Annotated in this window: 24 protein-coding genes; 16 read left to right on the top strand and 8 right to left on the bottom strand. The window is 71.7% G+C overall.

Annotation, left to right across the window (positions count from 1 at the left end):
• The first annotated feature begins 128 nt into the window (after positions 1 to 128).
• From CLV40_RS04270 to CLV40_RS04245, 6 genes are all read left to right on the top strand, one after another.
• Positions 129 to 1,598: an MSCRAMM family protein gene (locus CLV40_RS04270; RefSeq protein ID WP_181043320.1), complete on the top strand. Its 1,470-nt coding sequence runs from the start codon at positions 129 to 131 to the stop codon at positions 1,596 to 1,598.
• Positions 1,599 to 1,603: 5 nt separating this feature from the next.
• The gene (locus CLV40_RS04265; RefSeq protein ID WP_104477154.1) at positions 1,604 to 2,368 is read left to right on the top strand and encodes a class F sortase; all 765 of its coding nucleotides are present in this window, start codon (positions 1,604 to 1,606) and stop codon (positions 2,366 to 2,368) included.
• Positions 2,369 to 2,504: 136 nt separating this feature from the next.
• Positions 2,505 to 3,632: a polysaccharide deacetylase family protein gene (locus CLV40_RS04260; protein ID WP_104477152.1), complete on the top strand. Its 1,128-nt coding sequence runs from the start codon at positions 2,505 to 2,507 to the stop codon at positions 3,630 to 3,632.
• A 196-nt stretch (positions 3,633 to 3,828) separates the two neighbouring features.
• The gene (locus CLV40_RS04255; RefSeq protein ID WP_104477150.1) at positions 3,829 to 4,788 is read left to right on the top strand and encodes an ATP-binding protein; all 960 of its coding nucleotides are present in this window, start codon (positions 3,829 to 3,831) and stop codon (positions 4,786 to 4,788) included.
• Between the two features lie 178 nt (positions 4,789 to 4,966).
• Positions 4,967 to 5,863: a DivIVA domain-containing protein gene (locus CLV40_RS04250; protein WP_104477148.1), complete on the top strand. Its 897-nt coding sequence runs from the start codon at positions 4,967 to 4,969 to the stop codon at positions 5,861 to 5,863.
• Positions 5,864 to 5,869: 6 nt separating this feature from the next.
• Positions 5,870 to 6,490, top strand: coding sequence for a nucleotidyltransferase domain-containing protein (locus CLV40_RS04245; protein ID WP_104477146.1), 621 nt, complete (start codon positions 5,870 to 5,872; stop codon positions 6,488 to 6,490).
• Here the strand turns inward: CLV40_RS04245 and CLV40_RS04240 are convergent.
• A complete protein-coding gene (locus CLV40_RS04240; protein ID WP_104477144.1) occupies positions 6,483 to 7,703 on the bottom strand; it encodes an acetyl-CoA C-acetyltransferase in 1,221 nt (406 codons plus the stop codon). The genes CLV40_RS04245 and CLV40_RS04240 overlap by 8 nt on opposite strands.
• Before the next feature lie 34 nt (positions 7,704 to 7,737).
• Complete coding sequence (locus tag CLV40_RS04235) at positions 7,738 to 8,544, bottom strand: SGNH/GDSL hydrolase family protein (RefSeq protein WP_181043319.1); 807 nt, start codon at positions 8,542 to 8,544, stop codon at positions 7,738 to 7,740.
• Between the two features lie 178 nt (positions 8,545 to 8,722).
• Here CLV40_RS04235 and CLV40_RS04230 point away from each other — a divergent pair, with 178 nt between their 5' ends.
• From CLV40_RS04230 to CLV40_RS04215, 4 genes are all read left to right on the top strand, one after another.
• The gene (locus tag CLV40_RS04230; RefSeq protein WP_104477142.1) at positions 8,723 to 10,102 is read left to right on the top strand and encodes a cystathionine beta-synthase; all 1,380 of its coding nucleotides are present in this window, start codon (positions 8,723 to 8,725) and stop codon (positions 10,100 to 10,102) included.
• 116 nt (positions 10,103 to 10,218) lie between these two features.
• A complete protein-coding gene (locus CLV40_RS04225; protein WP_104477140.1) occupies positions 10,219 to 11,487 on the top strand; it encodes a hypothetical protein in 1,269 nt (422 codons plus the stop codon).
• Positions 11,488 to 11,580: 93 nt separating this feature from the next.
• The gene (locus tag CLV40_RS37775) at positions 11,581 to 12,327 is read left to right on the top strand and encodes a hypothetical protein (RefSeq protein WP_181043318.1); all 747 of its coding nucleotides are present in this window, start codon (positions 11,581 to 11,583) and stop codon (positions 12,325 to 12,327) included.
• 93 nt (positions 12,328 to 12,420) lie between these two features.
• Positions 12,421 to 13,578: a cystathionine gamma-synthase gene (locus CLV40_RS04215; protein ID WP_104477138.1), complete on the top strand. Its 1,158-nt coding sequence runs from the start codon at positions 12,421 to 12,423 to the stop codon at positions 13,576 to 13,578.
• A 62-nt stretch (positions 13,579 to 13,640) separates the two neighbouring features.
• On the opposite strand, the gene CLV40_RS04210 is transcribed toward CLV40_RS04215, so the two are convergent.
• Positions 13,641 to 13,898, bottom strand: a complete 258-nt coding sequence (locus tag CLV40_RS04210; protein WP_104477137.1) for a hypothetical protein — start codon at positions 13,896 to 13,898, stop codon at positions 13,641 to 13,643.
• 181 nt (positions 13,899 to 14,079) lie between these two features.
• Complete coding sequence (hppD, locus tag CLV40_RS04205) at positions 14,080 to 15,282, bottom strand: 4-hydroxyphenylpyruvate dioxygenase (protein ID WP_104477135.1); 1,203 nt, start codon at positions 15,280 to 15,282, stop codon at positions 14,080 to 14,082.
• A gap of 146 nt (positions 15,283 to 15,428) precedes the next feature.
• On the opposite strand from hppD, the gene CLV40_RS04200 reads away from it, so the two are divergent.
• Positions 15,429 to 15,905, top strand: a complete 477-nt coding sequence (locus CLV40_RS04200; protein ID WP_104477133.1) for an Lrp/AsnC family transcriptional regulator — start codon at positions 15,429 to 15,431, stop codon at positions 15,903 to 15,905.
• A gap of 312 nt (positions 15,906 to 16,217) precedes the next feature.
• On the opposite strand, the gene greA is transcribed toward CLV40_RS04200, so the two are convergent.
• Positions 16,218 to 16,715, bottom strand: coding sequence for a transcription elongation factor GreA (greA, locus tag CLV40_RS04195; protein ID WP_104477131.1), 498 nt, complete (start codon positions 16,713 to 16,715; stop codon positions 16,218 to 16,220).
• Positions 16,716 to 16,887: 172 nt separating this feature from the next.
• Positions 16,888 to 17,328, bottom strand: a complete 441-nt coding sequence (locus CLV40_RS04190) for a DUF4307 domain-containing protein (protein WP_104477130.1) — start codon at positions 17,326 to 17,328, stop codon at positions 16,888 to 16,890.
• A gap of 127 nt (positions 17,329 to 17,455) precedes the next feature.
• On the opposite strand from CLV40_RS04190, the gene mca reads away from it, so the two are divergent.
• Together mca and CLV40_RS04180 are read left to right on the top strand one after the other, a co-directional pair.
• On the top strand, positions 17,456 to 18,337 hold the full coding sequence (gene mca, locus CLV40_RS04185; protein WP_104477128.1) for a mycothiol conjugate amidase Mca: 882 nt from the start codon (positions 17,456 to 17,458) through the stop codon (positions 18,335 to 18,337).
• A gap of 35 nt (positions 18,338 to 18,372) precedes the next feature.
• Positions 18,373 to 18,612, top strand: coding sequence for a hypothetical protein (locus CLV40_RS04180; RefSeq protein ID WP_104477768.1), 240 nt, complete (start codon positions 18,373 to 18,375; stop codon positions 18,610 to 18,612).
• A 35-nt stretch (positions 18,613 to 18,647) separates the two neighbouring features.
• Here the strand turns inward: CLV40_RS04180 and CLV40_RS04175 are convergent, their stop codons facing one another.
• Complete coding sequence (locus CLV40_RS04175; protein ID WP_104477127.1) at positions 18,648 to 21,161, bottom strand: polynucleotide kinase-phosphatase; 2,514 nt, start codon at positions 21,159 to 21,161, stop codon at positions 18,648 to 18,650.
• The gene (locus CLV40_RS04170; protein ID WP_104477125.1) at positions 21,158 to 22,537 is read right to left on the bottom strand and encodes a 3' terminal RNA ribose 2'-O-methyltransferase Hen1; all 1,380 of its coding nucleotides are present in this window, start codon (positions 22,535 to 22,537) and stop codon (positions 21,158 to 21,160) included. The genes CLV40_RS04175 and CLV40_RS04170 overlap by 4 nt, the downstream gene beginning before the upstream one ends.
• Positions 22,538 to 22,596: 59 nt before the next feature.
• Here CLV40_RS04170 and CLV40_RS04165 point away from each other — a divergent pair, with 59 nt between their 5' ends.
• From CLV40_RS04165 to CLV40_RS04155, 3 genes are read left to right on the top strand one after another with little or no spacing between them, the layout of a single operon-like run.
• Positions 22,597 to 24,588 carry a thioredoxin domain-containing protein gene (locus CLV40_RS04165; RefSeq protein ID WP_104477123.1) on the top strand — a complete coding sequence of 664 codons (1,992 nt, stop codon included), beginning with the start codon at positions 22,597 to 22,599 and terminating at the stop codon, positions 24,586 to 24,588.
• Positions 24,585 to 25,028 (top strand): NUDIX hydrolase, encoded by a 444-nt coding sequence (locus tag CLV40_RS04160; RefSeq protein WP_104477121.1) that lies wholly within the window; start codon positions 24,585 to 24,587, stop codon positions 25,026 to 25,028. The genes CLV40_RS04165 and CLV40_RS04160 overlap by 4 nt, the downstream gene beginning before the upstream one ends.
• A 10-nt stretch (positions 25,029 to 25,038) precedes the next feature.
• Entirely contained in the window at positions 25,039 to 25,566 is a 528-nt protein-coding gene (locus CLV40_RS04155; RefSeq protein WP_245931050.1) for a TlpA family protein disulfide reductase, read from the top strand.
• The last annotated feature ends 28 nt before the right edge of the window (positions 25,567 to 25,594 follow it).

The following is a 25,594-nucleotide window of genomic DNA, read 5'->3' as shown; positions in this document are numbered from 1 at the left end:
TGCGCGTCACGTGTCCGACCGGTCACGTCAAGTGGCCGCGACGCGCGGGCCGCGCCGCCAGAGGTCCCCCCGCACTCCAGCGCCGGCGGTGTGCGCCGTCCCGGCGCGGCAAGGAGCTGACTTCCACCATGCGGCGAATCACCCTCGGTGCCCGGTTGGCGGCCTTGGCCGCGGGCATCGCGACCCTGTCGGGATCGTTGCTCATCGCCGGGGCGCCAACAGCGGCCGCAGAGTTCGTTGAGGGGCTGGGCGTCGGCACGGCGCCACAGCCGTACAAGAACTACCCGAAGGACAAGCACGACTGGCTGGGCTCTTACATCGTCGGCGGCAAGACGGTCTGGTGCGTCAAGTTCGCCTACCTGGAGCCGGACAAGAACGAGAAGTACGGAGAGCCCCAAACGCTGGTCGACAAGTACGGCGGCCCGATCGACGCCGCGGTGTCGGCCAACATCTCCTACCTGCTGCTCCAGTACGGGGAGACCAAGGACCGCGTCAAGGCCGCCGCGCTGGCCCACCTCCTGCACACCTGGACGGCGCCCTCCGGCCCGGACCACGACACCCAGCCGACCCGGACGTTCGACAAGGTCGCCTACGACCCCGCCTGGCACGAGCAGAACCTGCCCGCCGACGTCCGTGCCGACGTGCTGAAGGCGGTCGCCGACCTGCGGGCCGAGGCCACCGCCAACCACGGCCCGTGGACGACCGTGCTCACCAAGCCGACGAAACCGCAGGTCATCGGCACCCCGGACAAATGGACCATCGAGGTGCGCAACGCCGCGGGCAGCGGTGTGGGGAACGTGCCGGTCACGGTCGACCTCGACCAGGCGACCGTCGACGGCAAGTCGCAGGTGACGGTCAAGACCAAGGAGAACGGCGCGGGCGTCGAGCTCGACGTCGTCCCGACCGGCACCAAGCCGAAGGTCTCCATCAAGCTCGACAGCCCGGCCGACAAGCCGTCGGTCCTGCCGCCGGTCGACGGCAAGAAGCAGGCCGTGGTCACCACCGGCGGCAAGAAGGAGCTCAAGGCCAACGCCGAGGTCGAGGCCGTCACCCCGCCCGGCAAGGTGGTCGTGACCAAGCTCGACGAGAAGACCGGCAAGGGCATCCCGTCGGTGTCGCTGCGGCTCACCGCCGCGGACAAGACCGCACCGGCCGTCGGGCAGGACGGCAAGCCGCTGGTCGGCGCCGACGGCAAGCCCGTCGTGCTGGTCACCGGTGCGGACGGCAAGGCGACCGTGCCGGACCTGAAGACGCCGCAGGACGTGTGCGTCATCGAGGTGGCCGCGCCCGCGGGCTACGAGCAGGCGTTCAACCCGCAGTCCCCGCCGACGGTGTGCGACCGGATCAAGGACGGGGCGACGCTCGACCTGACGGTCTCCAACAAGCCGAACGTCCCCAAGGTGCCCAAGACCATCCCGGCCGGTGATGACCCGGTGAACACAGCGGCGGTCGTGGGTGGCGACGGGCCGTCCACCGGCCTCTTGCTCACCCTGGGCGCGCTGCTGCTGCTGGCGACCGGTGTCGGCACCACGCTCATCCGCCGCGCGCGTGGCCCGCAGGCGGTCAGCCGCAAGATGCGCAAGGACTGGGGGCACTGACGAGCATGGCTCGCCGAGGTTCCCGGCTCGCCCCACCCGTGACCGCGGGTGGGGCGGGTCTGCTCATTGTCCTGGCCGCCGGTCTGGCGGTCGCCGCGCCGATCCCGGTCCCCGGGGCGGCGCTGCCCGCCGAGACCGGCCTGGCCGTCGCCCGCGTCCGCCAAGCCGCCACCGAGAGCCGCGCCGCGCTGGAGAGCCTGCGCGTGCAGATCCGCCCGCCCGCGCCGTCCGGCACACCGACCATGCAGGCGCCCACCACGCAGGCGCCCACCACGCAGGCCCCGGTGGCCCAGGAGCCCGCGGCCGAGCAACCGGCCCGGCAGCCCGCGGGCCAGCGGCCCGGCACGCTCCGGTTGGCCAGGGGCGGTACCGCCGCGCTGGTCCGGCGCGAACTCACCGCCGACGCGACCCTGCCCGTGCCCAGCGGTGTCCGCGAGGCCACTTGGTGGGGCGCCGGGCTGGACGCCGCCGAGGGCGCCACCGTCTTCGCCGGACACGTGAACTGGAAGGGGCAAACCGGTCCCTTCGCCGAGTTGTGGTCGGCGGCGGTGGGCGATCCGGTGTCCGTAGTGGACGCACAGGGTCGCGCGTTCCGCTACCGGGTCACCCGCGTCGAGACGGTCGACAAGCACAGCCTGCCCACCCAGGCCGAGGAGTTCTTCGGCCAGTCGGGCCCGCACCGGGTGGTCCTCGTCACCTGCGGTGGCCGCTGGGTGGGCGGCACCGACGGCTACGCGGCCAACCGGGTGGTCATCGCCCAGCCTGAATGAATTCCCGGTGCGGGCCGCGCGCCGGGGCGTGGCGTAGGGTCGGGAAAGGTCACGCGAAAATCACCGATGCAACGCGTCGGCGGGGTGCGCGTCTATCCACCCGGGAGGGCAAGACCGGCACGAGTAGGGGGCAGGGATGACCAGGCGCTGGGATCGGATCGGGCTGGGTATCGGGCTGGTCCTGACCTTCGTGGTACTACTCGTGATCGGCTCCGTCAGACCGGAAGTCGCTGGTCAGCCGGTGCCCGCCGCGCCGACCCCGCAGGCGTCGGCGGTCAAGCCGCCGACCTGGATGCGCAAGCTGAACCCGGGGGAGAAACCGCCGCAGTTCGTGCTGTTCTCATTCGACGGCGCGGGCTCGCACGAGCACTGGCAGCAATTCCTGCCACTCGCCCGCAAGGTCAACGCGCGCTTTTCCGGATTCTTGTCCGGTATCTACCTGTTGACCGATGCGCAAAAAGGTGAATACACCGGTCCCGGCCACAAACCGGGCAAGGCGTCCATCGGTTTCGGCGGCTCGCCGGACGACGTGCGCGCGCTCATCGGCGACCTGAACACCGCCGTGCAGCAGGGCCACGAGATCGGCACCCACTACAACGGACACTTCTGCCACGGTGCCGAGCCGAGCGTCGGCCGGTGGGACACCGCGCAGTGGAACAGCGAACTCGACCAGTTCTTCTCCTACGTCGACCGGGCGACCGCGACCCAGGGGCTGCGGATCGATCCCAAGGCCATCAAGGGCGGCCGGACACCGTGCCTGGAGGGCCGGTTCGACCAGCTGTTCCCGGCGCTCACCGCGCGCGGCATGACCTACGACTCCAGCCAGGTCTCGGACGGGTTGGCCTGGCCGACGCGGCAGGGCGGGGTGTGGGAATTTGCCATGCCCTCGGTTCGCGTGCCCGGTGCGAACTACAAGAAGACAATCATGATGGATTACAACTTCTGGTTCATGCTCAACAAGGCCAAGGACGACCCGGCGCGGGCACCGGAGTTCACCAGGATCACCCTGGAGACCTACCAGCGCGCGTACCAGGCCGCGTTCGACGGCAACCGCGCCCCCATGGTGGTTGGCAACCACTTCAACACCTGGTCCGGCGGGGCCTTCCTGAACGCGACCCAGCAGTTCATGGGTGAGGTGTGCACGAATCCGGAAACGGTCTGCGCGACCTACTCCGAGGTGATCGAGTGGATGGCGATGCAGGACCCGGCGGTGCTCGACCAGTTCCGCAAGCTGCCCAACGCGCAGATCACCCAGCCCCAGTAGGGGCCCAACTGAACAGCCGTCCGCGCCGGAACGCCCGGACTTGACCGTGCTTTCGGGTGACGTCGGTCCCACGGAAACGCCACGACACTGGGAAATACCGCCGAGCGAATCACATTCGGGTGATCCGGCTTGCTTCGGATAATGAAAACCGATACCAGTAGTGCGTCCCCGTCCCGCAGTCACCTGGGAGACCCACGTGAAGACCGCCTTCGTAGGCAAGGGGGGCAGCGGCAAGACCACGCTCGCGTCGCTGTTCCTGCGCCACCTGGCCGCCGAGACACCGGCACCACCGCTGCTGGCCCTCGACGCCGACATCAACCAGCACCTCGCCGCCGCGCTCGGCGCGCCGGAGTCGCTGGTGCTGCCGACGCTCGGCGCCGAGCTGGCCGCGATCAAGGACTACCTGCGCGGTGACAACCCGCGCGTGCCCTCGGCCGCCGACATGATCAAGACGACGCCGCCGGGCGCGGGCTCGCGGTTGGTCCGCGTCGCCGAGCCCAACCCGGTCTACGACCGGTTCGTGCGCGCGGTCGACGGCGTGCCGATCGCGGTCACCGGCCCGTTCGCCGAGTCCGACCTCGGCGTCGCCTGCTACCACTCCAAGGTCGGCGCGGTGGAGCTGCTGCTCAACCACATGGTCGACGGGCCGGGGGAGTACGCCGTGGTCGACATGACCGCGGGCGCGGACTCCTTCGCCTCCGGGCTGTTCACCCGGTTCGACGTCACCTTCCTGGTGTGCGAGCCGACCGTGCGCAGCATCGGCGTCTACCGCCAGTACCGCGACTACGCGCGCGACTTCGACGTGCGCATCGCCGTGGTGGGCAACAAGATCAGCGACGCCGAGGACCTGGCGTTCCTGCGCGAGCACGTCGGCGCCGACCTGCTCACCTGGGTCAGCCGCTCGGCCCACGTCCGGGCCGCCGAGCGCGGCGAGGTGCGGCCGATCGACGCGCTGGAACCGGAGAACCGCGACGCGCTGCGCGCGATGCGGGCGCTGCTCGACGGCGTCGACAAGGACTGGGCCAAGTTCCAGCGGCAGACGGTGGAGTTCCACCTGCGCAACGCGCGCGCGTGGGGCAACGAGCGCGCGGGCCGCGACCTCGCCGACCAGATCGACCCGGAGTTCACCATGGGCCCGCTCGCCGTCGCGCGGTGAGCGGTGGTTGGCCGCGTCCCGTCACTCGGCGGCTGGTCACGCCGTGGCGGGACGCCGTGTGCGCGCGGGCCTGGCATTCCCGGAGTGTGACCGGAAACCGCATCTCTGCCGGGTGAGATGTCCCCCGATCGTGCGGTGGTCGTGTTGCCGTTGGTACTGGCGCGGGTACCGTCGTGCCATGGCCTCCTCCCCACCGGACCGCGACCACGCGGGTTTCACCGTGGTGCGCCACGGCTTCGACCGCGCCCAGGTCAAGCACTACATCCAGCGCCTGGAAACCGAGGCGGCCGCGGCCGCGGGCGAGCGCGACGAGGTCCGGGCCAAGGTGGACGAACTGGCCGGGCAGTTGCAGATCGCCCAGCGCGAGATCGACGCGCTGACCGACCGGCTCGGCAAGCTCTCCACCAGCGCCGTGGCCAGCGCCGCCCCCAACGCCCCGGAACGCGCCGCCCGGGCCATCGCCACCGCGGAGTCCGAGGCGGGGGAGATCACCGCCCGCGCCCAGGCCGCGGCCGAAACGGCCTGGGCCGACGCGGAAGCGGTGTCGAGGGAACTGCGCGACCGCTACCGGGGCCTGCTCGCGGACCTGGATAGTCAACACGCGGAGGCGCACGCCGCGCACAAGGCCGTCATCACCGAGGCCAAGGCCAAGGCCGAGGTGATGACCACGGCGGCGAACAAGCGCCAGCGCGCCATCGACGAGGAAGCGGAACGCGCGCGGCAGCGCACGGAACAGCAGTTCCAGGAGGAGATGTCCCGCCGCCGCGCGGAACTGGCCACCGAGATCGACACCGCCCGCACCGCCGCGGAGACCGAAGCCGCGCGGCTGGTCAAGGAAGCCACCGACGAGGCGGCGAAGCGCATCGCCACGGCCACCAGCCACATCGAACGGCTCACGGCGCTGCGCGAGCAGTTGGCCGGGCGCCTGCGCGGTACCTCGGACCTGCTCACCCAGAGCGCGGGTCTGCTGGAGCCGCTGGAGGCGGAGTCCGAGCTGGACCAGCTGCCCCCGCCGGAGGCGTCGACCACCAAGCTCCAGCCGGTCCGCACCCCGGCCGGTGCCCCCACCGCCTGACCCGCCGTGGCGCCGACCAGCACACCGTGGGGGACCTGGGACCCGATCACCCCGACCGCGGTCGCAGCCCTGTTCGCCTGCTTCGACGTCCCGTGGTGGGTGGCGGGCGGCTACGCCGTCGAACTCGCCGTCGGCCACCCCGTCCGCGACCACACCGACATCGACGTACTCCTCCTGCGGCGCGACCACCCGGTCATCCAGGAAGTGCTGGCAGGCTGGGAGTGGTGGGCGGCCGACCCACCGGGAGAACTGCGCCCCTGGCTCCCCGGCGAGCCCCTACCCGCCCACGTGCACGACATCTGGTGCCGCCCCACCGACCAACCCTGGCGCCTGCAGTTCATGCTCAACGACACCACCGGCGAAGACTGGATCTCCCGGCGCAACCCCGACATACGGGAACCGATCGCGGCGCTCGGCGCCACCACCGCCGACGGGATCCCCTACCTGCGCCCCGAGATCCAACTGTTCTACAAGGCCAAGGGCCGCCGCCCCAAAGACGACGTGGACTTCACCGCAGCGCTCCCGGTACTGGCCACCGATCAGCGCGCCTGGCTGGTCGACGCCATCACCCGCACCCACGGCCAAGACCACCCCTGGCTCCGGCGGCTGACCGCAGACCTCAGCTGAGCCGTTCCAGCACCATGGCCATGCCCTGGCCGCCGCCGACGCACATCGTCTCCAGGCCGATCTGCTTGTCGTGCCAGCTCAGCGAGTTGATCAGGGTCGTGGTGATCCGGGCGCCGGTCATGCCGAACGGGTGGCCGACCGCGATCGCGCCGCCGTTGACGTTGAGCTTGTCCTCGTCGACGCCCAGTTCGCGGGCCGACGGGATGACCTGGGCGGCGAACGCCTCGTTGATCTCCACCAGGTCGACGTCGTCGATCGTCATCCCCGCCTTGGCCAGCGCCCGGCGGGACGCCTCGACCGGGCCCAGGCCCATGATCTCCGGCGACAGGCCCGAAACGCCCGTCGACACGATCCGGGCCAGCGGGGTCAGGCCGAGTTCGGCCGCGCGGGTGTCCGACATGATCACCAGGGCGGCGGCACCGTCGTTGAGCGGGCAGCAGTTGCCCGCCGTGACCCGGCCGTCCGGGCGGAAGACCGGCTTCAGCGTTGCCGTCTTCTCGTAGGTGATCCCGGCCCGCGGCCCGTCGTCGGTTTCCACGACGCGGCCGTCCGGCAGCGTCACGGGGGTGATCTCCCGCGCCCAGAAGCCGTCCGTGATGGCCTTTTCCGCGCGGTTCTGCGACCGGACGCCGAAGTGGTCCATCTCCTCGCGGGTGATCCCCTTGGCCAGCGCCAGGTTCTCCGCGGTCTGGCCCATCGCGATGTAGGCGTCCGGTACCCGGCCGTCCAGCCGGGGGTCGACCCACGAGCCGGCGCCGGACTCGGCCACCGACCTGGTCCGCGCCTCCGCCTCCGCGAAGATCGGGTTGTGCGTGTCGGGCCACGAGTCCGAGCTGCCGCGCGCGAACCGCGACACCGCTTCGACGCCGGCCGAGATGAACACGTCCCCCTCCCCGGCCTTGATCGCGTGCAGCGCCATCCGGGTCGTCTGCAACGACGACGCGCAGTACCGGGTCACCGTGCACCCGGGCAGGGAGTCGTACCCGAGCAGCACGGCCACGATCCGCGCCATGTTGTTGCCCTGCTCGCCGCCCGGCAGCCCGCAGCCCAGCATCAGGTCGTCGATGTCCGCCGGGTCCAGCGCGGGCACCCGGTCGAGCGCCGCGCGGATCAGCTGCGCGGTCAGGTCGTCGGGGCGGATGTCGACCAGCGAGCCCTTACCGGCCCGGCCGATCGGCGAGCGGACGGCGGAGACGATGACGGCCTCGGGCATGGGTCCTCCTTCGCGCGGGTACGACACCCGCACGTTACCGGGGAGTACCGGTCGCCCCGCACAGCGCGGGCAGCAGCAGCCCGGCGGCCAGCGCGTAGCCCGCCCCGTTCGGGTGGAATCGGTCGGAACTGAACAGTTCACCCGGTCGGGTCAGGAAGTGCCGCGACAGCAGCGTCATCGGCACCACCGCCGCCGACGTCGCGACCAGGGCCCGCGCCTGCGCCCGGCCCAGGGCCAGGCTCCACTTGCGGGCGACCGACCGCAGCGGCTGCGGGATCGGCTGGATGGCGCCCAGGTCCGGGCAGGTCCCGACGACCACGGCGGTCCCGGCCTCGGTCAGCCGCCGCACCTGCGTGGCCAGCAGCGCCGCCGACGTCGAGATCGCCAGGCGAGCCGTCACGTCGTTCCCGCCGACCAGGATCAGCGCCACGGCGGGCGGCGCGGCCAGCGCGCGGTCCACCTGCGCGACCAGCCCCGTCGTCCGCGACCCGCTGACCGCGTACGTGCGCAACCGCACCGCGCGGTCGCACTCCTCCGCCAGCCCCCTGGCCAGCAGCACCCCGGGCAGCAGGTCCGGCGTCTCCGCGCCCAGCCCAGCCGCACTCGAATCCCCGAACACGCCGAACTCCACCGCGGCACCGGCCGCGCCGAGCGGCGCAGGCCCGGAACCGTCCGGGAAGTAGTCCCCGTCGGCGTTGAACGGCGCGTCGCGCGGCACGCCGATGAGCGTCCGCGCGCGCCGCGACTGCGTGTTGAGCAGCGTGTACGCCGCCCCCGACAACCCGCCGACCGACCCGGCGGCCAGCGCGGCCACCACCAGCAAACCCCGTGTCCGTGGCATCGCCACCACCCCCCTCAAGCCCGGGCGTTCACGAGAATGTCATCGAGATATCGCCCGCCCCCGGCTGATCCTTAACCAGATTGACCCCTGTTTAGCAAAGAGCGGAGGCACCCTGCTCCGGATACGGGTCGGGTTACGCTCGACCCGGTCCGCGAACGCACGTGCAGGAGGAGCCCCGGTGGAGTACGCCGAGCACATCATCGATCTCGTCGGGAACACCCCGCTGGTCAAGCTGAACTCGCTCGCCGCGGGCCTGGCGCCGACCGTGCTGGCGAAGGTCGAGTACTTCAACCCCGGCGGGAGCGTGAAGGACCGGATCGCGGTCCGGATGATCGACGCCGCGGAGGCCTCCGGCGCGCTGCGCCCCGGCGGCACCATCGTCGAGCCCACCTCGGGCAACACCGGTGTCGGCCTGGCGATCGTGGCCCAGCGCCGCGGCTACAAGTGCGTGTTCGTCTGCCCGGACAAGGTCAGCGAGGACAAGCGCAACGTGCTCAAGGCCTACGGCGCCGAGGTCGTCGTCTGCCCGACCGCCGTGGCCCCCGAGCACCCGGACTCCTACTACAACGTCTCCGACCGCCTGGTCCGCGAGATCGACGGCGCCTGGAAGCCCAACCAGTACGCCAACCCGGAGAACCCGGAGAGCCACTTCCACTCCACGGGCCCCGAGCTGTGGAAGCAGACCGACGGCCGGATCACGCACTTCGTCGCGGGCGTCGGCACCGGCGGCACCATCTCCGGCACCGGCCGCTACCTCAAGCAGGTCTCCGACGGTCGCGTGCAGGTCGTCGGCGCCGACCCGGAGGGCTCGGTCTACTCCGGTGGCACCGGCCGCCCGTACCTGGTCGAGGGCGTCGGCGAGGACTTCTGGCCCACGACCTACGACCGCGACGTCGCCGACGAGATCATCGCGGTCAGCGACGCCGAGTCCTTCGACATCACCCGGCGCCTGGCCCGCGAGGAGGGCCTGCTCGTCGGCGGCTCCTGCGGCATGGCCGCCGCCGCCGCGCTGCGCCTGGCCCAGCGCCTGGGCCCCGACGACGTGGTGGTCGTGCTGCTGCCCGACGGCGGCCGCGGCTACCTGTCCAAGGTCTTCAACGACTCGTGGATGGCCCAGTACGGGTTCCTGCCGCCCGAGCACTCCGGCGCCACCGTCGGCGACGTGCTGCGGCGCAAGAGCGCGTCCGGCACCACCATCCCCGACTTCGTGCACGCCCACCCCACCGAGACGGTCGCCGACGCGGTCGCCATCCTGCGCGAGTTCGGCGTCAGCCAGATGCCGGTGGTCAACGCCGAGCCGCCGGTCATGGCCGCCGAGGTGGTCGGCGCGGTCAACGAGCGCGACCTGCTCGACGCGCTGTTCACCGGCAAGGCCGCGCTGGCCGACCGGCTCGACCGGCACATGTCCGGACCGCTGCCGACCATCGGAGCCGGTGAGCAAGTTTCGGTCGCGATGGGTGCGCTGACGAACGCGGACGGTGCGTTGGTGCTCGTCGACGGCAAACCAGCCGGTGTGGTGACCAGGCAGGATCTACTGGGTTTCCTTGCGGGTCGATAACTACCCCGCGTCAGGCTTGCCGCCGCGGGGTACACCCGGTCAGCGGATCCGATAGCGTTACCCGCAGTGTTCGTGTTGAAAGCTGACATATCAGGTCAAAAGGGGTGGGAAACCCGATGAGTGCTCCCCAGCCGCCGAACCAGCCATGGCAGGGCGGGCAGCCCCAGCAGTGGCCGGGTCAGCCGGGCCAGGACCAGGGGCAGTTCGGCCAGCAGCCGGGCCAGCCGACACCGCCGCCGTTCGCCGCGCCACACCAGGGCGCCGACGGCGTCGAGCGGACCCAGGCCATCCGCCCGGGGCAGCAGCCGCCGGGGCAGGAGGCCGAGGGCGCCGACCGGACGCAGGTCGTCCGGCCGGGGCAGGGCGGCCCCCAGGGCGGTGACGCCACGCAGATGGTGCCGCCGGGCTCGGTGCCGCAGTCGCCGCCGTACGCGCCGCCGCCGAGCGCGGCCGACCCGGCCTCGGGCGGGTTCAACCAGCCCTACGGCCAGCAGCCGTACGGCCAGCCCCAGCCGGGTGGCTACGGGCAGCAGCCCTACGGCCAACCGCAGCCGGGCGGCTACCCGCAGCAGGGCGGCTTCGCCCAGCAGGGCGGCCTAGGCGGTCAGCCGAGCTTCGGCGGCCAGGGCAACAACACCGGCACGATCGCGCTGGCCATCCAGGGCGCCGTCGCGCTCCTCGGCCTGATCGTGTTCATCACCAACCTGGTGAACTTCTTCGACTTCATGAGCGCCAGCAGCGCCGTGTCGAACCTCCCGGACATCTCGGGCATCGACTGCGGCGAGGTGCCCGCGGGGTCGCTGCGCGACCAGTGCCAGGCGGGCAAGGACGCGGCGGAGAGCGTGTCCTCCGGCTTCGGCCTCGCGATCTTCCTCTCGGTCGTGAACTTCCTCGGCGGCGCCGCCGCGGCGACCGGCGCGGTCTTCCTGTACTTGCGCAAGTCGGCCTTCGCGCACCTGCTGGTCGTCGGCGGTGGCGGTGTCGCCGTGCTCGGCGCGATCATCCTCGGCGCCAAGTACACCTTCGCGGGCAGCCTCGTGACCACGCTGCTGTTCGGCTTGATCATCGGTGCCGCGGGCGCGCTGTACTTCTTCCCGCAGACCCAGCAGTACCTGGTGGCCAGCCAGCCGCTGGGTACCGGCGGTCCGGGTGGACCGGGCGGGTTCGGCGGCGGTGGCGGTCAGGTCGGAGGGTTCGGCCAGCCGCAGCAGCCGTACGGCCAGCCCCAGCCGGGGTACGGCCAGCCGCCGCAGCAGAGCTACGGGCAGCCGCCGCAGACGCCGCCGCCCGGCTTCCCACCGCCGCAGCAGGGCTACGGCCAGCCCGGCCAGCAGCCCGGCTACGGCCAGCAACCGCCCGGTGGGCAGTCGCCGCAGCAGTGGTGAGCATGTCCACGTGAAACTTCCACGGGTCCCGGCGAACCAGCCGGGACCCGTTCGCGTCTCAGGTACGACCACGCTGTCCGTCGAGGGGGCACCATGACCTACCCACCGCACAACAACCCGCCCACCCCGCCGCCGGGCTACCCGCAGCAGCCCCCGTACCCGGGCCAGCAGACCCCGCCGCCCGGCTTCGCGCCGCCGCAGACCCCGCCGCCGGGGTTCGCCGCGCCGCAGACGCCGCCGCCCGGGTTCGCCCAGCAGCCGTACCCGGGCCAGTACCCGGGGCAGCCGCAGTACCCGGGGCAGGCCCAGTACCCCGGACAGCAGCCGTACCCGGGCCAGCCCGGCTACCCGCAGTACCCCGGTCAGCCCGGCGGTCAGCCCACCTCGGCGGGCACCGCGCCGATCGCCGGTCTGCTCGCGCTGGTCGTCGGCGTGTGCTTCGGCGGCACCGTGGTCAACTTCCTGGTCGACGGCGGCCTGGAGTACCTCAGCGACGTACCGGCCGGGCTGCTGTTCCTGGAGATCGGCCGTCTCGCGGTGGCCGTCCTCGGGGTGATCGGCGGCATCATGCTGTTCACCAGGAGCCGCGCCGGTGTCGCCCTGTCGATCATCGCGGCCGTGGTCGCGCTGGTGTCGGTGGTGCTGGAGCCGGTCGCGCTCGGCGCCGACTTCAGCCTCTTCGGCAAGTACCTGGAGGCGGTGTTCGGCTTCTCGTCCGCGTACTCGGCCTTCCTGGCGATCGGCATCATCGCGTCGGCGCTGACGATCCTGTTCGCCGCGCTGCCGTCCACCACCCGGGCGATGCGGCAGAAGGCCCCGACGTACGGCCCCGGCTACTGACCTGGAGCTTTAACCCGAACGGGCTAATATTCCTCATGCTGGGACGCCTCCCACATGGTGGTCGTGTCGGTGTGGGGTCGTAACCTGGGTGCCATGGCTGAGGACACGTCGCGCTGGGGCTTCGAGACCCGGGCGATCCACGCGGGCCAGGCGCCCGACCCGCGCACCGGCGCGGTCATCGTGCCGATCTACGCCACGTCCACCTTCGCCCAAGACGGCGTGGGTGGCGTGCGCGACGGCGGCTACGAGTACTCGCGCACCGCCAACCCGACGCGCACCGCGCTGGAGGAGGCGCTGGCCGCGCTGGAGGGCGGCAAGCACGCGCTGGCCTTCGCCTCCGGGATGGCCGCCTCCGACATCGCGCTGCGCTCGCTCACCCGCCCCGGCGACCACGTCATCCTCGGCAACGACGCGTACGGCGGCACGTTCCGGCTGCTGGACAAGGTGCTGACCCAGTGGGGCGTGGAGTACTCCACGGTCGACCTCGCCAACCCGACGGCGACCCGCGCCGCGGTCCGGCCCAACACCAAGGTCATCTGGTCGGAGACGCCGACCAACCCGCTGCTGGGCATCGTCGACATCGCCGCGCTGGCCGCCGTCGCCGCCGAGGCGGGCGCCCGGCTGGTCATCGACAACACCTTCGCCACCCCGTACCTGCAGTCCCCGCTGGGCCTGGGCGCGGACGTGGTGCTGCACTCCACCACCAAGTACCTCGGCGGCCACTCGGACGTCGTCGGCGGCGCCCTGGTCACCTCGGACGCGGGCCTCAACGAGCAGTTCGCCTTCCTGCGCAACGCGGCGGGCGCGGTGCCCGGCCCGTTCGACGCGTGGCTGGTGCTGCGCGGCGCGAAGACGCTGGCGCTGCGCATGGAGCGGCACAGCGACAACGCCGAGCGCGTGGTCGAGGCGCTGGTCAGCCACCCGAAGGTCACCAAGGTCTACTACCCGGGCCTGGCCGAGCACCCCGGCCACGAGGTCGCGGCGAAGCAGATGCGCCGCTTCGGCGGGATGGTGTCGTTCTCCGTCGAGGGCGGGGAGGAGGCGGCGCTGGCCGTCGCGGCGCGCACCAAGCTGTTCATCCTGGCGGAGTCGCTCGGCGGCATCGAGTCGCTGATCGAGCACCCGGGCAAGATGACCCACGCCAGTACCACGGGCTCGCCGCTGCAGGTGTCCGACGACATCCTGCGGCTGTCCGTCGGCATCGAGGACGGCGCCGACCTGGTCGGCGACCTGCTGAGCGCGTTGGACTGAGGAAAGTCGAAAGGCTCGGTGGAGGGATTCGTTTTCCCCGCCGAGCCTTTTGCCGTTCGGTGCTACGGGCTGACGCGGTTGTAGCGGTCGACCGCGTGGCCTGTCGAGGTCCCGACGGGCTGCGTGCCCGGCGCGGCGGGCAGGTCGGTCGGGTCGACGCAGCCGCCGACCAGTTCCACCTCGTTGCCGTGCTGGACGTACTGACCGGCGCTGGCGCACCCGGCGTTGCTGACGGTGAAGACCGCCACCCCGGCCAGCACGGCCGCCGCCGCCAGGGCGCCCGCGAGTGGCATTGCCCGTGGCTTGCGTGTGCCGGTCATGACTGGTTCTCCCCGAAAATCCGCTACGCCCTCAGCCGAGCGTACCTGCCCGGTCCGGGGGGTACCTGAGGAGTAGCTGAGTGTGGCCCCGACCCGGTGAACGGGCGGGGCCACACGCAGGGACGGGCCGATTGTTCGCGCTTGTTCACCTCGACGGATTGGACAATTCCGCGAGGGTATTTCAGAGGTTGCCGCGCCGGTCCTGCTCGCGCTCGATTGCCTCGAACAGCGCCTTGAAGTTGCCCTTGCCGAAGCCCAGCGAGCCGTGGCGCTCGATCATCTCGTAGAAGACGGTCGGGCGGTCGCCGATCGGCTTGGTGAAGATCTGCAGCAGGTAGCCGTCCTCGTCGCGGTCGACCAGGATCGCGTTCTCCTGCAGCACCTCGATCGGCACGCGGACGTTGCCGATGCGCTCGCGCAGCTCGGGGTCCTCGTAGTAGGAGTCCGGCACGTCCAGGAATTCGACGCCCGCGGCGCGCATCGCCTTGGTGGTGGCGATGATGTCGTTGGTGGCCAGCGCGATGTGCTGGCAGCCGGGGCCGCCGTAGAACTCGAGGTACTCGTCGATCTGCGACTTCTTCTTCGCGACCGCGGGCTCGTTGAGCGGGAACTTGACCCGGTGGTTGCCGTTGGAGACGACCTTGCTCATCAGCGCGGAGTACTCGGTCGCGATGTCGTCGCCGACGAACTCCGCCATGTTCACGAAGCCCATGACGCGGTTGTACCAGTCGACCCAGTAGTCCATCTTGCCGAGCTCGACGTTGCCGACGCAGTGGTCGATCGCCTGGAAGATGCGCTTGGGGGCGTCCGCGGGGCGCTGGAGGGTGCCTTCCCGGACGACGTAGCCGGGCAGGTAGACGCCGTTGTAGCGGGAGCGGTCGACCAGGGTGTGCCGGGTCTTGCCGTAGGTGGCGATCGCGCCGAAGCGGATCGTGCCGTGCTCGTCGGTGACGTCGTGCGCCTCCTCCAGCACGGTCGCGCCCTGCTCCCGCGCGTGCGCCAGGCACTTGTCCACGTCCGCCACCTCGAGCGCGATGTCGACGACGCCGTCGCCGTGCTCGCGGTGGTGGTCGAGCAGCGGGCTCTTGGGGTCGACGCCGCCCTTGATGACGAAGCGGGCGGACCCCGACTTGAGCACGAACGCCTTGTGGTCGCGGTTGCCGGTCTCAGGGCCGGAGTACGCGGTCAGGGTCATGCCGAAGGCGGACTGGTAGAAGAGCGCGGTCGCGGTGGCGTTGCCGACGACGAAGACCACGGCGTCCAGGGCCTTGACCGGGAAGGGGTCCCGGGACTCGTCGTATTCGACCAGGCCGACGAGCTGGCGGAGCTGGTCGTAGCTCACCTCGTCAAGGCCCTGCTCGCTGCGGCCGAGGGTCCCCGTCATGTGCGTCCTCCTGGGTGCGTTGCGGTACGTCGAGCATGCGAGGGACCGGGCAGCATGTGCAAGAGACTCGTGTTTCACTGGACAGGTTGCCTAGTGTGTGACCGGGTGTGTTCGACAAAGTGGACACTCTGACCAGGAGGTACGCGATGCCGGAGGAGTCCGAACTGGACGCGCTGGACGCGCGACTGCTGCTCCTGCTCACCGACGAACCGCGACTGGGGGTCCTCGAGTGCTCCCGCCGCCTGGGCGTGGCCAGGGGCACCGTCCAGGCCCGCATGGACCGCCTGGAACGCCGCGGGGTCCTCCGCGGGTTCCCGCCGGACCTCGACCTGGCGGCCATGGGCTACGGGCTGACGGCGTTCGCGGTGCTGGAGATCGCCCAGGGCAGGCGCACGGAGGTGGCGGAGCGGTTGCGGGCCATCGCGGAGGTCTGCGAAGTGCACGCGACCACCGGCCAAGGCGACCTCCTGGTCCGCATGGTGGCCCGCGACAACGCCGACCTCCAACACGTCATCGACCGCGTGGTGAACGTCGAGTGGGTCAGCCGAACCTCCACCTCGATCGCCCTGTCAACCCCGGTCCCCACCCGCGTCCGGCCATTGCTGGAACTGGCCGTGGAGTAGCGCCGCTGCCCGCGGCGCCGGATCAGGATCGGTTGTGCGGGGACCGATCGGCTCGGTGATGGTGCGCGATGTGCCATCCGGGCCCGCCCGCTCACGCGGGGATCGCGTGGGGCCCGCGGGCTGCGCCGGGACTCGGTCGACCCGGCCGCGGGAGGTGCCAATGGCTCCGAGAAGCTGGTCTGCCCGCTTGCCTGACGGCCGGAGACCCGTGCCTCGTCGTGGCGGACACGACTCCACACGTCCTGAACACGGCGAACGGCCGTCCCCGGCGGCACCCGGGGACGGCCGTTCGTTCTCGCGCGAAGTTCGGGGTCAGCCGCTGTAGGGGACCGCCTTGCGGAGGGTGACCTTCTGGGTCTTGCCGTTGGGCAGCTCGTACTCGCGGGTTTCGCCTTCCTTGGCCCCGAGCAGTGCGCGGCCCAGGGGGGACTCGGGGGAGTAGACCTCCAGCTCGCCCTCGCCGCCCTCTTCGCGGGTGGCCAGGAGGAACTGCTCCTCGTCGTCGTCGCCGTCGTAGCGGACGGTGAGGACCATGCCCGGTTCGGCGATGCCGTCGTTGGCGGGGGTCTCACCGACCTTGGCGCCCCGGAGCAGTTCCTGCAGGTGCCGGATGCGGGCCTCCTGCTGTCCCTGTTCCTCGCGGGCCGCGTGGTAACCCCCGTTCTCCTTGAGGTCACCCTCCTCGCGGCTGGTGTTGATCTTCTGCGCGATGACCGGGCGGTTCTCAATCAGCTCGTCGAGCTCGTGCTTGAGCCGGTTGTAGGCCTCCTGGGTCAACCAGGTCACCTGGGTGTCGCTCACGGTCACCAACTCCTCGTCGTACTCCGGGCCCGGGGTTACGGGCCGGCGTCCCGAACCTCGTAGTGCGTCCGGAATGGAAAAAACACGGCCCGCCTAGGGGCCGTGCAGGTCTACGAGAATACCACGAACACACGTGCTATCTCGCCGGAAAAATCCGTTTTAAGTGGTTCTGCGGGCTAGTTCACCCCGTTGGCGGCTGGGTCGTGGACAGGTATGACGGCACCTGATAAGAGCACCCGAACACGTCCGCCGTGACCGGTTCCCCGCCGCTGGTGATCACCGCGGCCATCCGGGTGGACGCGGCGCCCGGTGGGACGTACACCTCGCGCCTGCCGCTCTCCTGACCGTGCGCGTCCCGCACCCGGACGACGCACACCGCGGGCCGTTCGGGGGTGGAGCGGGTCACGTCGAAGGTCAGCTTCATCCGGTTGCCCGCCTCGCTCGCGAACCCGACCCGCTCGGCCTCGATGGGGGCGGAGCCCAGGTTGCGGTAGCCGAGCCAGGCCACGACCCCGCCCGCCAGCACCCCGCAAACCGCCAGGACCAGCACCGTTCGGCGGCCCGGACGACGGCTGGGTTTGCCGTAGCGGCCCTCCGGCAGTGCGCGTGCGGCGGCGGTCATAGCGGGGCCTCCTGGTGGCGGCTGTCCGACCGGCGGGAACAATGGTCCCGTCGAGGGGCGTTGGTGCTTTCGGGCTCCGAGTATCCGCTGCTCGGCGTTCGCGATGCAGAGGGGGCTGAGGAGGACCATGTCCGAGAAGCTGCGGTTGATGGCGGTGCACGCGCACCCCGACGACGAGTCGAGCAAGGGCGCGGCCACCATGGCCAAGTACGTCGCCGACGGCCACGAGGTGATGGTCGTGACCTGCACCGGTGGCGAGCGGGGCGACATCCTCAACCCGGCCATGGACCGACCGGAGGTCGTCGCCGACATCCCGGCCGTGCGCAGGCGCGAGATGGCCAAGGCCGCCGAGATCCTGGGCATCCAGCACCGCTGGCTCGGCTTCATCGACTCCGGCCTGCCCGAGGGCGACCCGAAGCCGCCGCTGCCGGACGACTGCTTCGCGCTGGTGCCGCTGGAGGAGTCGGTGCCCCCGCTGGTCCAGGCGATCCGCGAGTTCCGCCCGCACGTCGTCATCACCTACGACGAGAACGGCGGCTACCCCCACCCGGACCACATCCGCTGCCACGAGATCTCCGTCGCCGCCTTCGACGCGGCCGGTGACCCGGATCGCCACCCCGAGGCGGGCGAGCCGTGGACCCCGCTGAAGCTGTACTACTCGCACGGCTTCTCCCGGGTCCGCCTGGTGGCGATCCACGAGGCCCTGGAGGCCCGCGGCCTGGAGTCCCCGTACACCGAGTGGCTGGCCAACTGGCCCGCCGACCGCGGCGACCTCGCCCACCGCGTGACGACCCGCATCGAGTGCGCCGACTTCTTCGAGACCCGTGACGCGGCCCTGCTGGCCCACGCCACCCAGATCGACCCGGAGAGCCGCTGGTTCGCGGTCCCGCTCGACCTGCAGCGCGAGGTCTGGCCGTTCGAGGAGTACGAGCTGGTCCGGTCGCTGGTCGACAGCACCCTGCCGGAGGACGACCTGTTCAGCGGCATCCAGGAGAAGGTGTCGCTGTGATCACCGGCTTGGCCAGGCTCGACCCGGCGGACACCATCGCCCAGACCCAGACGCCCACCCCACCCCCGGCGGGCCCCGCGGACCCGGGCGGCCAGGGCGAGGACTTCGGGAAGTCCTCGCCACTGGGCTTCTTGATCCTGGTCCTGTTCTTCGTCGCCGTGGCCTTCCTGGTCCGCTCCATGACCAAACACCTGAAGCGGCTCCCGGAGAGCTTCGACCCGCCGGCGGAGAAGGCCGCAGAGCCCGCGGAGTCCGAGGCCAAGCCGGGTAAGTGACCCCCGCCGCCCTCGCGTGAGGGCGGCGGGAGCACCTAGAGCCGCGGGTCCACCGGCTCCGACTCCAGCGCCAGCACCGCGAACACGCACTCGTGCACGCGCCAGAGGGGTTCGTTGCGGGATAGGCGTTCCAGGGCTTCGAGGCCCAGGGCGTATTCGCGGAGGGCCAGGGAGCGCTTCTTGCCCAGCTTGCGGTCGCGGAAGCGGTCGAGGTGGTCGGTGTAGTCGGGGCCGTAGATGATCCGCAGGTATTCGCGGCCCCGGACCTTGATCCCCGGCAGCGCGAGCTTGCGCCCCATCCGCACCAGGTTGGCCGCCGGTTTCACGACCATTCCCTCACCGCCCGCCGCGGTCAGGTCCTCCCACCAGCGGACGCCCGCCGCCACCGACGACGGGTCGGCGGTGTCGACCTCCAGGTACCGGGTCTCGGTGAACAGCTCCGGGTCCGCCGCGCGCAGCTTCGCGGCGACCGCCAGGTGCCACACGTGCGGCCGGTCGTGGAACGCCCGACCCTCCGCCGCCAGCACCTGGAACGGCGCCAGCCGCACGCCGTCCAGGTCCGAGGTCGGCCAGCAGTACCGGCGGTACGCGTCCCGGAAGCCGAGGGCGTTGGTCTCGCGGGTGCGGGTCTTGGTGAGCAGGTCCGCCACGTCCACGCCCCGGTCCGCCGCCTGCGACAGCAGTTCGACCGCCGCGGGAAGGGCCGCCGCCGCAGCGGCGCCCGTCGGGGCGAACTGCTCGTTGATCAGCTTGCCCGCCTTCGCGTTCCACGGCAGCAGTTCCGCGTCGAGCAGCAGCCAGTCCGTCTCCAGTTCGTCCCACAGACCCGCGGCGGCGGCCCGAACCCGGGTCAGCAGCGACGACGTCAGCGGCGCCGGCAGGAACGTCCGGCCGGTACGCGTGTACACCGCCCCGTCGCCCTCGATGGCGAAGCGGCGGGGGGCGACGTCGGGTGACCGGGTCACCAGGACCACCGCGCGCGACCCCATGTGCTTCTCCTCGCACACCACCGGCAGCCCGCCGAACTCGGCGAACGCCTCCCGGGGGTGCTCCAGCACCGGTCCCTCCTTGTGCGTGTCCGCGGGGGCCATCGTCGGCGGCAGGTACACCAGCCACCGCGGGTCGACGGCGAAGCGGCTCATCACCTCCAGCGCGGCGGCCGTCTGCTCCTCCCGCACCGTCACCATGCCCAGCTCGGCGGTCTCGACCACGCGTCGACCGATCACGTCCGCCAGGGCCAGCGCGGTCGGCTCCCGCTCCTCGACGGCGGGCACCAGCGGTCGCACCGGCTCGTACCAGACCTCGTGCGCCGCAACGGAGACGACCTCGCGCTCCGGGTAGCGCAGCGCGGTCAGCTTGCCGCCGAACACGCAGCCGGTGTCCAGGCACATCGTCGAGTTGATCCACTCGACCTCCGGTGTCGGCGTGTGTCCATACAGGACCACCGCGGAACCCCGGTAGTCCCGCGCCCACGGGTACCGCACCGGCAGCCCGTACTCGTCGGTCTCGCCGGTCGTGTCCCCGTACAGCGCGAACGACCGCACCCGCCCCGACGCGCGCCCGTGGTACTGCGCGGGCAGACCCGCGTGCGCCACGACGAGCTTGCCCTCGTCGAGCAGGTAGTGGCTGACCAGGCTGTCGCAGAACACCTCCGCGCGCTTGACGAACTCCGGGTCCTCGGTTCCCAGCTGCGCCAACGACTCCGCCAGGCCGTGCCGCACGGTGACCTTCCGCCCGCGCAGCGCGCGCGCCAGCTTCTGCTCGTGGTTACCGCACACCGCAAGGGCGTTGCCCGCCTCGACCATGCCCATCGCCAGCCGCAGCACGCCCGGTGTGTCCGGTCCCCGGTCGACGAGGTCGCCGACGAACACCACGCGCCGCCCCTCGGGGTGCGCGGCGCCGACCGCGCGGCCCGCCGGGTCGCGCTCCACCGCGTACCCCAGCTCGCCGAGCAGCTCCTCCAGTTCGGCGCGGCAGCCGTGCACGTCGCCGATCACGTCGAACGGCCCGGTCTCGCCCCGCAGGTCGTTGCGCAGCGGCTCCTGGACGAACCGCGCCGAGTCCACTTCGGACTGATCGCGCAGCACGTGCACCTTGCGGAAACCCTCCTTGCCCAGCCACTTCAGCGACTTGCGCAGCTCGCGGACGTGCCGCTGCACGACGTGCGCGCCGAAGTCGCGGTCCGGCCGCGCGGCGTTGCGCCGCACGCACTCGGCCTCCGGCAGGTCCAGCACGACCGCGACCGGCAGCACGTCGTGCGCCTTGGCCAGCTCCACCAGCCGGGCCCGCACCCGCTGCTGCACGTTCGTCGCGTCCACGACCGTCACCAGCCCGCGCGCCAACCGCTTGCCCGCCACGTAGTGCAGCGCGTCGAACGCGTCCGCCGACGCGCCCTGGTCGTTCTCGTCATCGCTGACCAGGCCGCGGAAGTAGTCGCTGGAGAGCACCTGGCTCGCCGCGAAGTGCTTGCGCGCGAAGGTCGACTTGCCGGAACCGGACGCGCCGATCAGCACGACCAGGGACATGTCCGGGATCGCCAGCTCGCTCATGCCGCCACCTCCTTGGTGACCTTGGAGAACACGGCCAGCTGCGTCGGCGAGCCCGCCACCGGGTCTTCCGGCCCCACGGGCAGGAACCGCGCCGTGTAACCGTTGCGCGCCGCGACGCCGTCCGCCCACTCGCGGAACTCGGCCCGCGTCCACTCGAACCGGTGGTCGGGGTGCCGGAACGCGCCCGCGGCCAGCGTCGGGTACAGCGGGTTGTACTCGATGTTCGGCGTCGTCACCACGACGTGCTCCGGCCGCGCGCCCGCGAAGACCACGTGCTCCAGCGCGGCGAGCCTGCTCGGGTCCAGGTGCTCGACGACCTCCATCAGCACCGCCGCGTCGAACCCGGCCAGCGCCGGGTCGGTGTAGGTCAGCGACGACTGCCGCACCGCCACCCGCGCCCGCGCCCGGTCCGGCAGCCGCGAGATCCGCCGGTCGGCGATGGTCAGCGCGACCGAGGACACGTCCGTGCCCACCAGCTCGGTGAACGAGGTGTCCGCGACCAGGTCGAGCAGCAGGGAGCCGGGGCCGCAGCCCAGGTCGAGCACGCGCCGCGCGCCGACCTCGCGCAGCGCGTCGAGCACGGCCTGGCGCCGCACGACGGCCAGCGGCCGGACCACCGGCTCGTCGGTGGCCTCGTCGACCTCCTCCTCCGGGGTGTCGTCGAGCTCGGCCAAGCGCTCCAGTGCGGTGCGCACGTACCCGCGGCGGTGCGCCAGGTAGCGGGCACTGATCAACTCGCGCTCGGGGTGCGCGACCAGCCAGTCGCCGCCCGCGCGGATCAGCTTGGCGACCTCGTCCTCGCCCACCCAGTAGTGCTTGGTGTTGTCCATGACCGGCAGCAGCACGTACAGGTGGCGCAGCGCGTCGGCCAGCCGCAGCTCGCCGGTGAGCCGCAGGTCGAGGTGGTGCGAGTCGCCCCACTCCGGGAACTCGGGGTCCAGCGGCAGCGGCCGCGCCTCGACCCGCCACCCCATCGGCGCGAACAGCCGCTCGGCCAGTTCGGCGCCACCGCGGCAGGACACCGCGGGCAGCCGCACCGCCAGCGGGATCGCCGCCGCGGCCAGCTCGGGCCGCTCGTCGCAGCGGCCGTTCATCGCGGTCCGGAACACCGAGCCGAGGGTGACGGCCAGCAGCGAGCCAGCCGCGTACGGGCGGTCGTTGACGTAGCCCTCGCGACCCCGGTTGTTCCTGGCCAGCGCCACCGGGTCGACGTCCAGCAGCAGCGCGGCGGTGCACAGGTCCTCCCCGGCGACCGGGTAGAACACGTGCGCGGTACCGGACGACTGCGGGAACCGCTGCGCCTTGGCGGGATGCTTGAACAGCAGGTAGCCGAGGTCGGTCGCGGGCCGGGCGGTGGTGGACAGGGTCATCAGCACAAAAGGCATTCTGACCCACTCGCCGGATCCGTCCCACCGGGATTTGAGAGGGTGGGGGCATGGCAAACCGGCTGCACGGCTCCACCAGCCCGTACCTGCTCCAGCACCGGGACAACCCGGTCGAGTGGTGGGAGTGGGGGTCGGACGCGTTCGATGAGGCCCGTCGGCGGGATGTGCCGGTCCTGCTCTCGGTCGGCTACGCGGCGTGCCACTGGTGCCACGTCATGGCGCACGAGTCGTTCGAGGACGATGAGACGGCGGCGCTGATGAACGCGCACTTCGTCAACGTGAAGGTCGACCGCGAGGAGCGCCCGGACGTCGACGCGGTCTACATGACCGCCACCCAGGCCATGACCGGCCAGGGCGGCTGGCCGATGACGTGCTTCCTGACCCCGTCGGGCGAGCCGTTCCACTGCGGGACCTACTACCCGCCGACGCCGCGGCCGGGAATGCCGTCGTTCCGCCAGCTGCTGTCGGCGGTGCACGAGGCGTGGTCGTCGGGGGACCCCAAGGTGCGGGGGATGGGGGAGAGCGTGGTGGCCCAGCTGCGGGAGCAGGCCGGGCCGCTGCAAGAGTCCGTTGTGGACGCAGCGGTGCTGGAGGGCGCGGCGACGTCGTTGCTCGGCGACTACGACCGGGTCAACGGCGGGTTCGGTGGCGCGCCGAAGTTCCCGCCGACGATGGTGCTGGAGTTCCTGCTGCGCCACCACGAGCGGACCGGGTCGGTGGAGGCGCTGTCCATTGTGGAGGGAACCGCGCGGGCGATGGCCGACGGCGGGTTGAACGACCAGCTCGCGGGCGGGTTCGCCAGGTACAGCGTGGACGCGGGCTGGGTGGTCCCGCACTTCGAGAAGATGTTGTACGACAACGCCTTGCTGCTGCGCCTCTACGCGCACCTGGCCCGCCGGACGGGCGTCGACCGCTACCGCGAGGTGGCCGCCGCGACCGCCCGGTTCCTGCTGACCGACCTCGCGACCCCCGAAGGCGGGTTCGCCGCGTCCCTCGACGCCGACACCGACGGCGTCGAGGGCCTGACCTACGTGTGGACCCCCGCGCAGCTGGTCGAGGCCCTGGGCGAGGAGGACGGCACCTGGGCCGCCACCCTCCTGGGCGTCACCGAGACCGGCACCTTCGAACACGGCGCGTCCACCCTCCGCCTGCTGCGCGAGGTCGACGACGCCCCGCGCTGGGAGCGGATCCGCCGGGCGCTGCTGGCGGTCCGCGCCGCCCGTCCCCAGCCCGGCCTCGACGACAAGGTCGTGACCGCGTGGAACGGCCTCGCGGTGTCGGCCCTGGCCGAGGCGGGCACGGCCCTCGGTGAACCCGCGTGGATCGCCGCCGCCGAGCGCGCCGCGACGCTGCTCCTCGACCTGCACCTGGTAGACGGCCGCCTCCGCCGCACCTCGCGCGGTGGTGTGGTGGGCACCGCTGCGGGCGTCCTGGAGGATTACGGCTGCCTAGCCGAGGCCCTGTTCGTCCTGCACCAGGCCACCGGCGCCACCCGCTGGTTGGACGCCGGGACCGCCCTGCTCGACACGGCCCTGGCCCACTTCACCGACCACACGGCCGAAGGCGCCTACCACGACACGGCCGACGACGCCGACGCCCTGGTCTGGCGCCCCTCCGACCCCGGCGACAACGCCAGCCCCTCCGGCGCCTCCGCCCTGGCAGGCGCCCTCCTCCTAGGCGCCTCCCTGGCGGGCGAGGGCCCCTACGGCGAAGCAGCCGAACTGGCCCTTACCCGGGTGGGCATCCTGGCCGCCCGGGCCCCCCGCTTCGCAGGCCACTGGCTGACGGTGGCGGAGGCGATGGAGTCCGGCCCGGTCCAGATCGCCGTCGTCGGGAGTCCGGAGTCCCGCGCCGCGCTGGTCCAGGCCGCCACGGCCCACGCCCCGGGCGGCACCGTGATCGTCGCGGGCGAGCCGGACTCCACACCTCTCCTGTCCGACCGCCCCCTGATCGACGGCAACCCTGCCGCCTACATCTGCCGTGGCTACATCTGCGACCGCCCGGTCACCACCCCGGAGGCATTGGTCGCCGCTCTCTCATGACCCTCCTCGACCGCAGGGGCAACCCCTTCATCGCCCTCCACGCGCCGGCCGAACCGGTCGACGCGAACATCCCCTGGGCCTTGGTTGTCGTCGCCACTCCCGCAGGCGTTCTCCTCATCTACAACGGCAAACGCGCCCAGTGGGAACTGCCCGGCGGTACCCGGGAACCTGGCGAAACCCCGCACCAAAACGCCACCCGCGAACTCCGCGAGGAAACCGGCATCACCACCACAGACCTGGATTTCGCCGCCCTTGCCGAATTCGGCCCTCCACCCGAGTACCTCGCCCTTTACCGCCTCCGCCTCGACGCCGCCCCCACCTTGGTCCGCAACCCGGAGGCCCTTTCCTTCCGCTGGTGGGACCCCGACACCCCGCCAACCCCCGGCATGAGCCGCACCGAAACCGAACTGGCCCGCCGCGTGCTGAAGATCAACCCCTAGCATCGGCGCCGTGCGAACCGGGGGATTGACGACGTTGCTCGCCGTGACCATCACCGTCGCGGGCTGTGCCACCAGCGGCCCGCCGCCCGCCAACGGCGCGCTGATCCCCGTCGACCAGCGGCAGGCCATCACCACCCTCGCGGGTGAGGACCTCCTCAAGGGCGCCCCGGTCTCCCTCGACCAGTTCCACGGCGACGCCCTGATCATCAACATCTGGGGCGCCTGGTGCGGGCCATGCCGGGCAGAGGCGCCCGAACTGGTCCAGGCGCACGCCGAGAGCGGGGTCGACTTCCTCGGCATCGACGTCCGCGACCACGACCGCGGGTTCGCCGAGGACTTCGCCAGGGACCGCCTCGCCGCGTACCCGTCCCTCTACGACCCGCCCGGGCGCGCGCTGGTCAACCTGGGCCGGTACCGCAACGCCCAGGTCCCCACCACGCTCGTCCTCGACCGCGAGCACCGCGTGGCCGCCGTCTTCCACGGCGGCGTCCTGGCCGCGGACATCCTGCCCAGGATCCGCGAGGTCACCGCCGAGTAGGGGCGCCCCCGGCGCGAGGGGGCGCCCC

It is taken from the genome of Actinokineospora auranticolor (genome assembly GCF_002934265.1).
Classification (GTDB): domain Bacteria; phylum Actinomycetota; class Actinomycetes; order Mycobacteriales; family Pseudonocardiaceae; genus Actinokineospora; species Actinokineospora auranticolor.
Note: the sequence above shows the minus strand (reverse complement) of the source record. Positions and strands in the feature narration are given on the sequence as shown.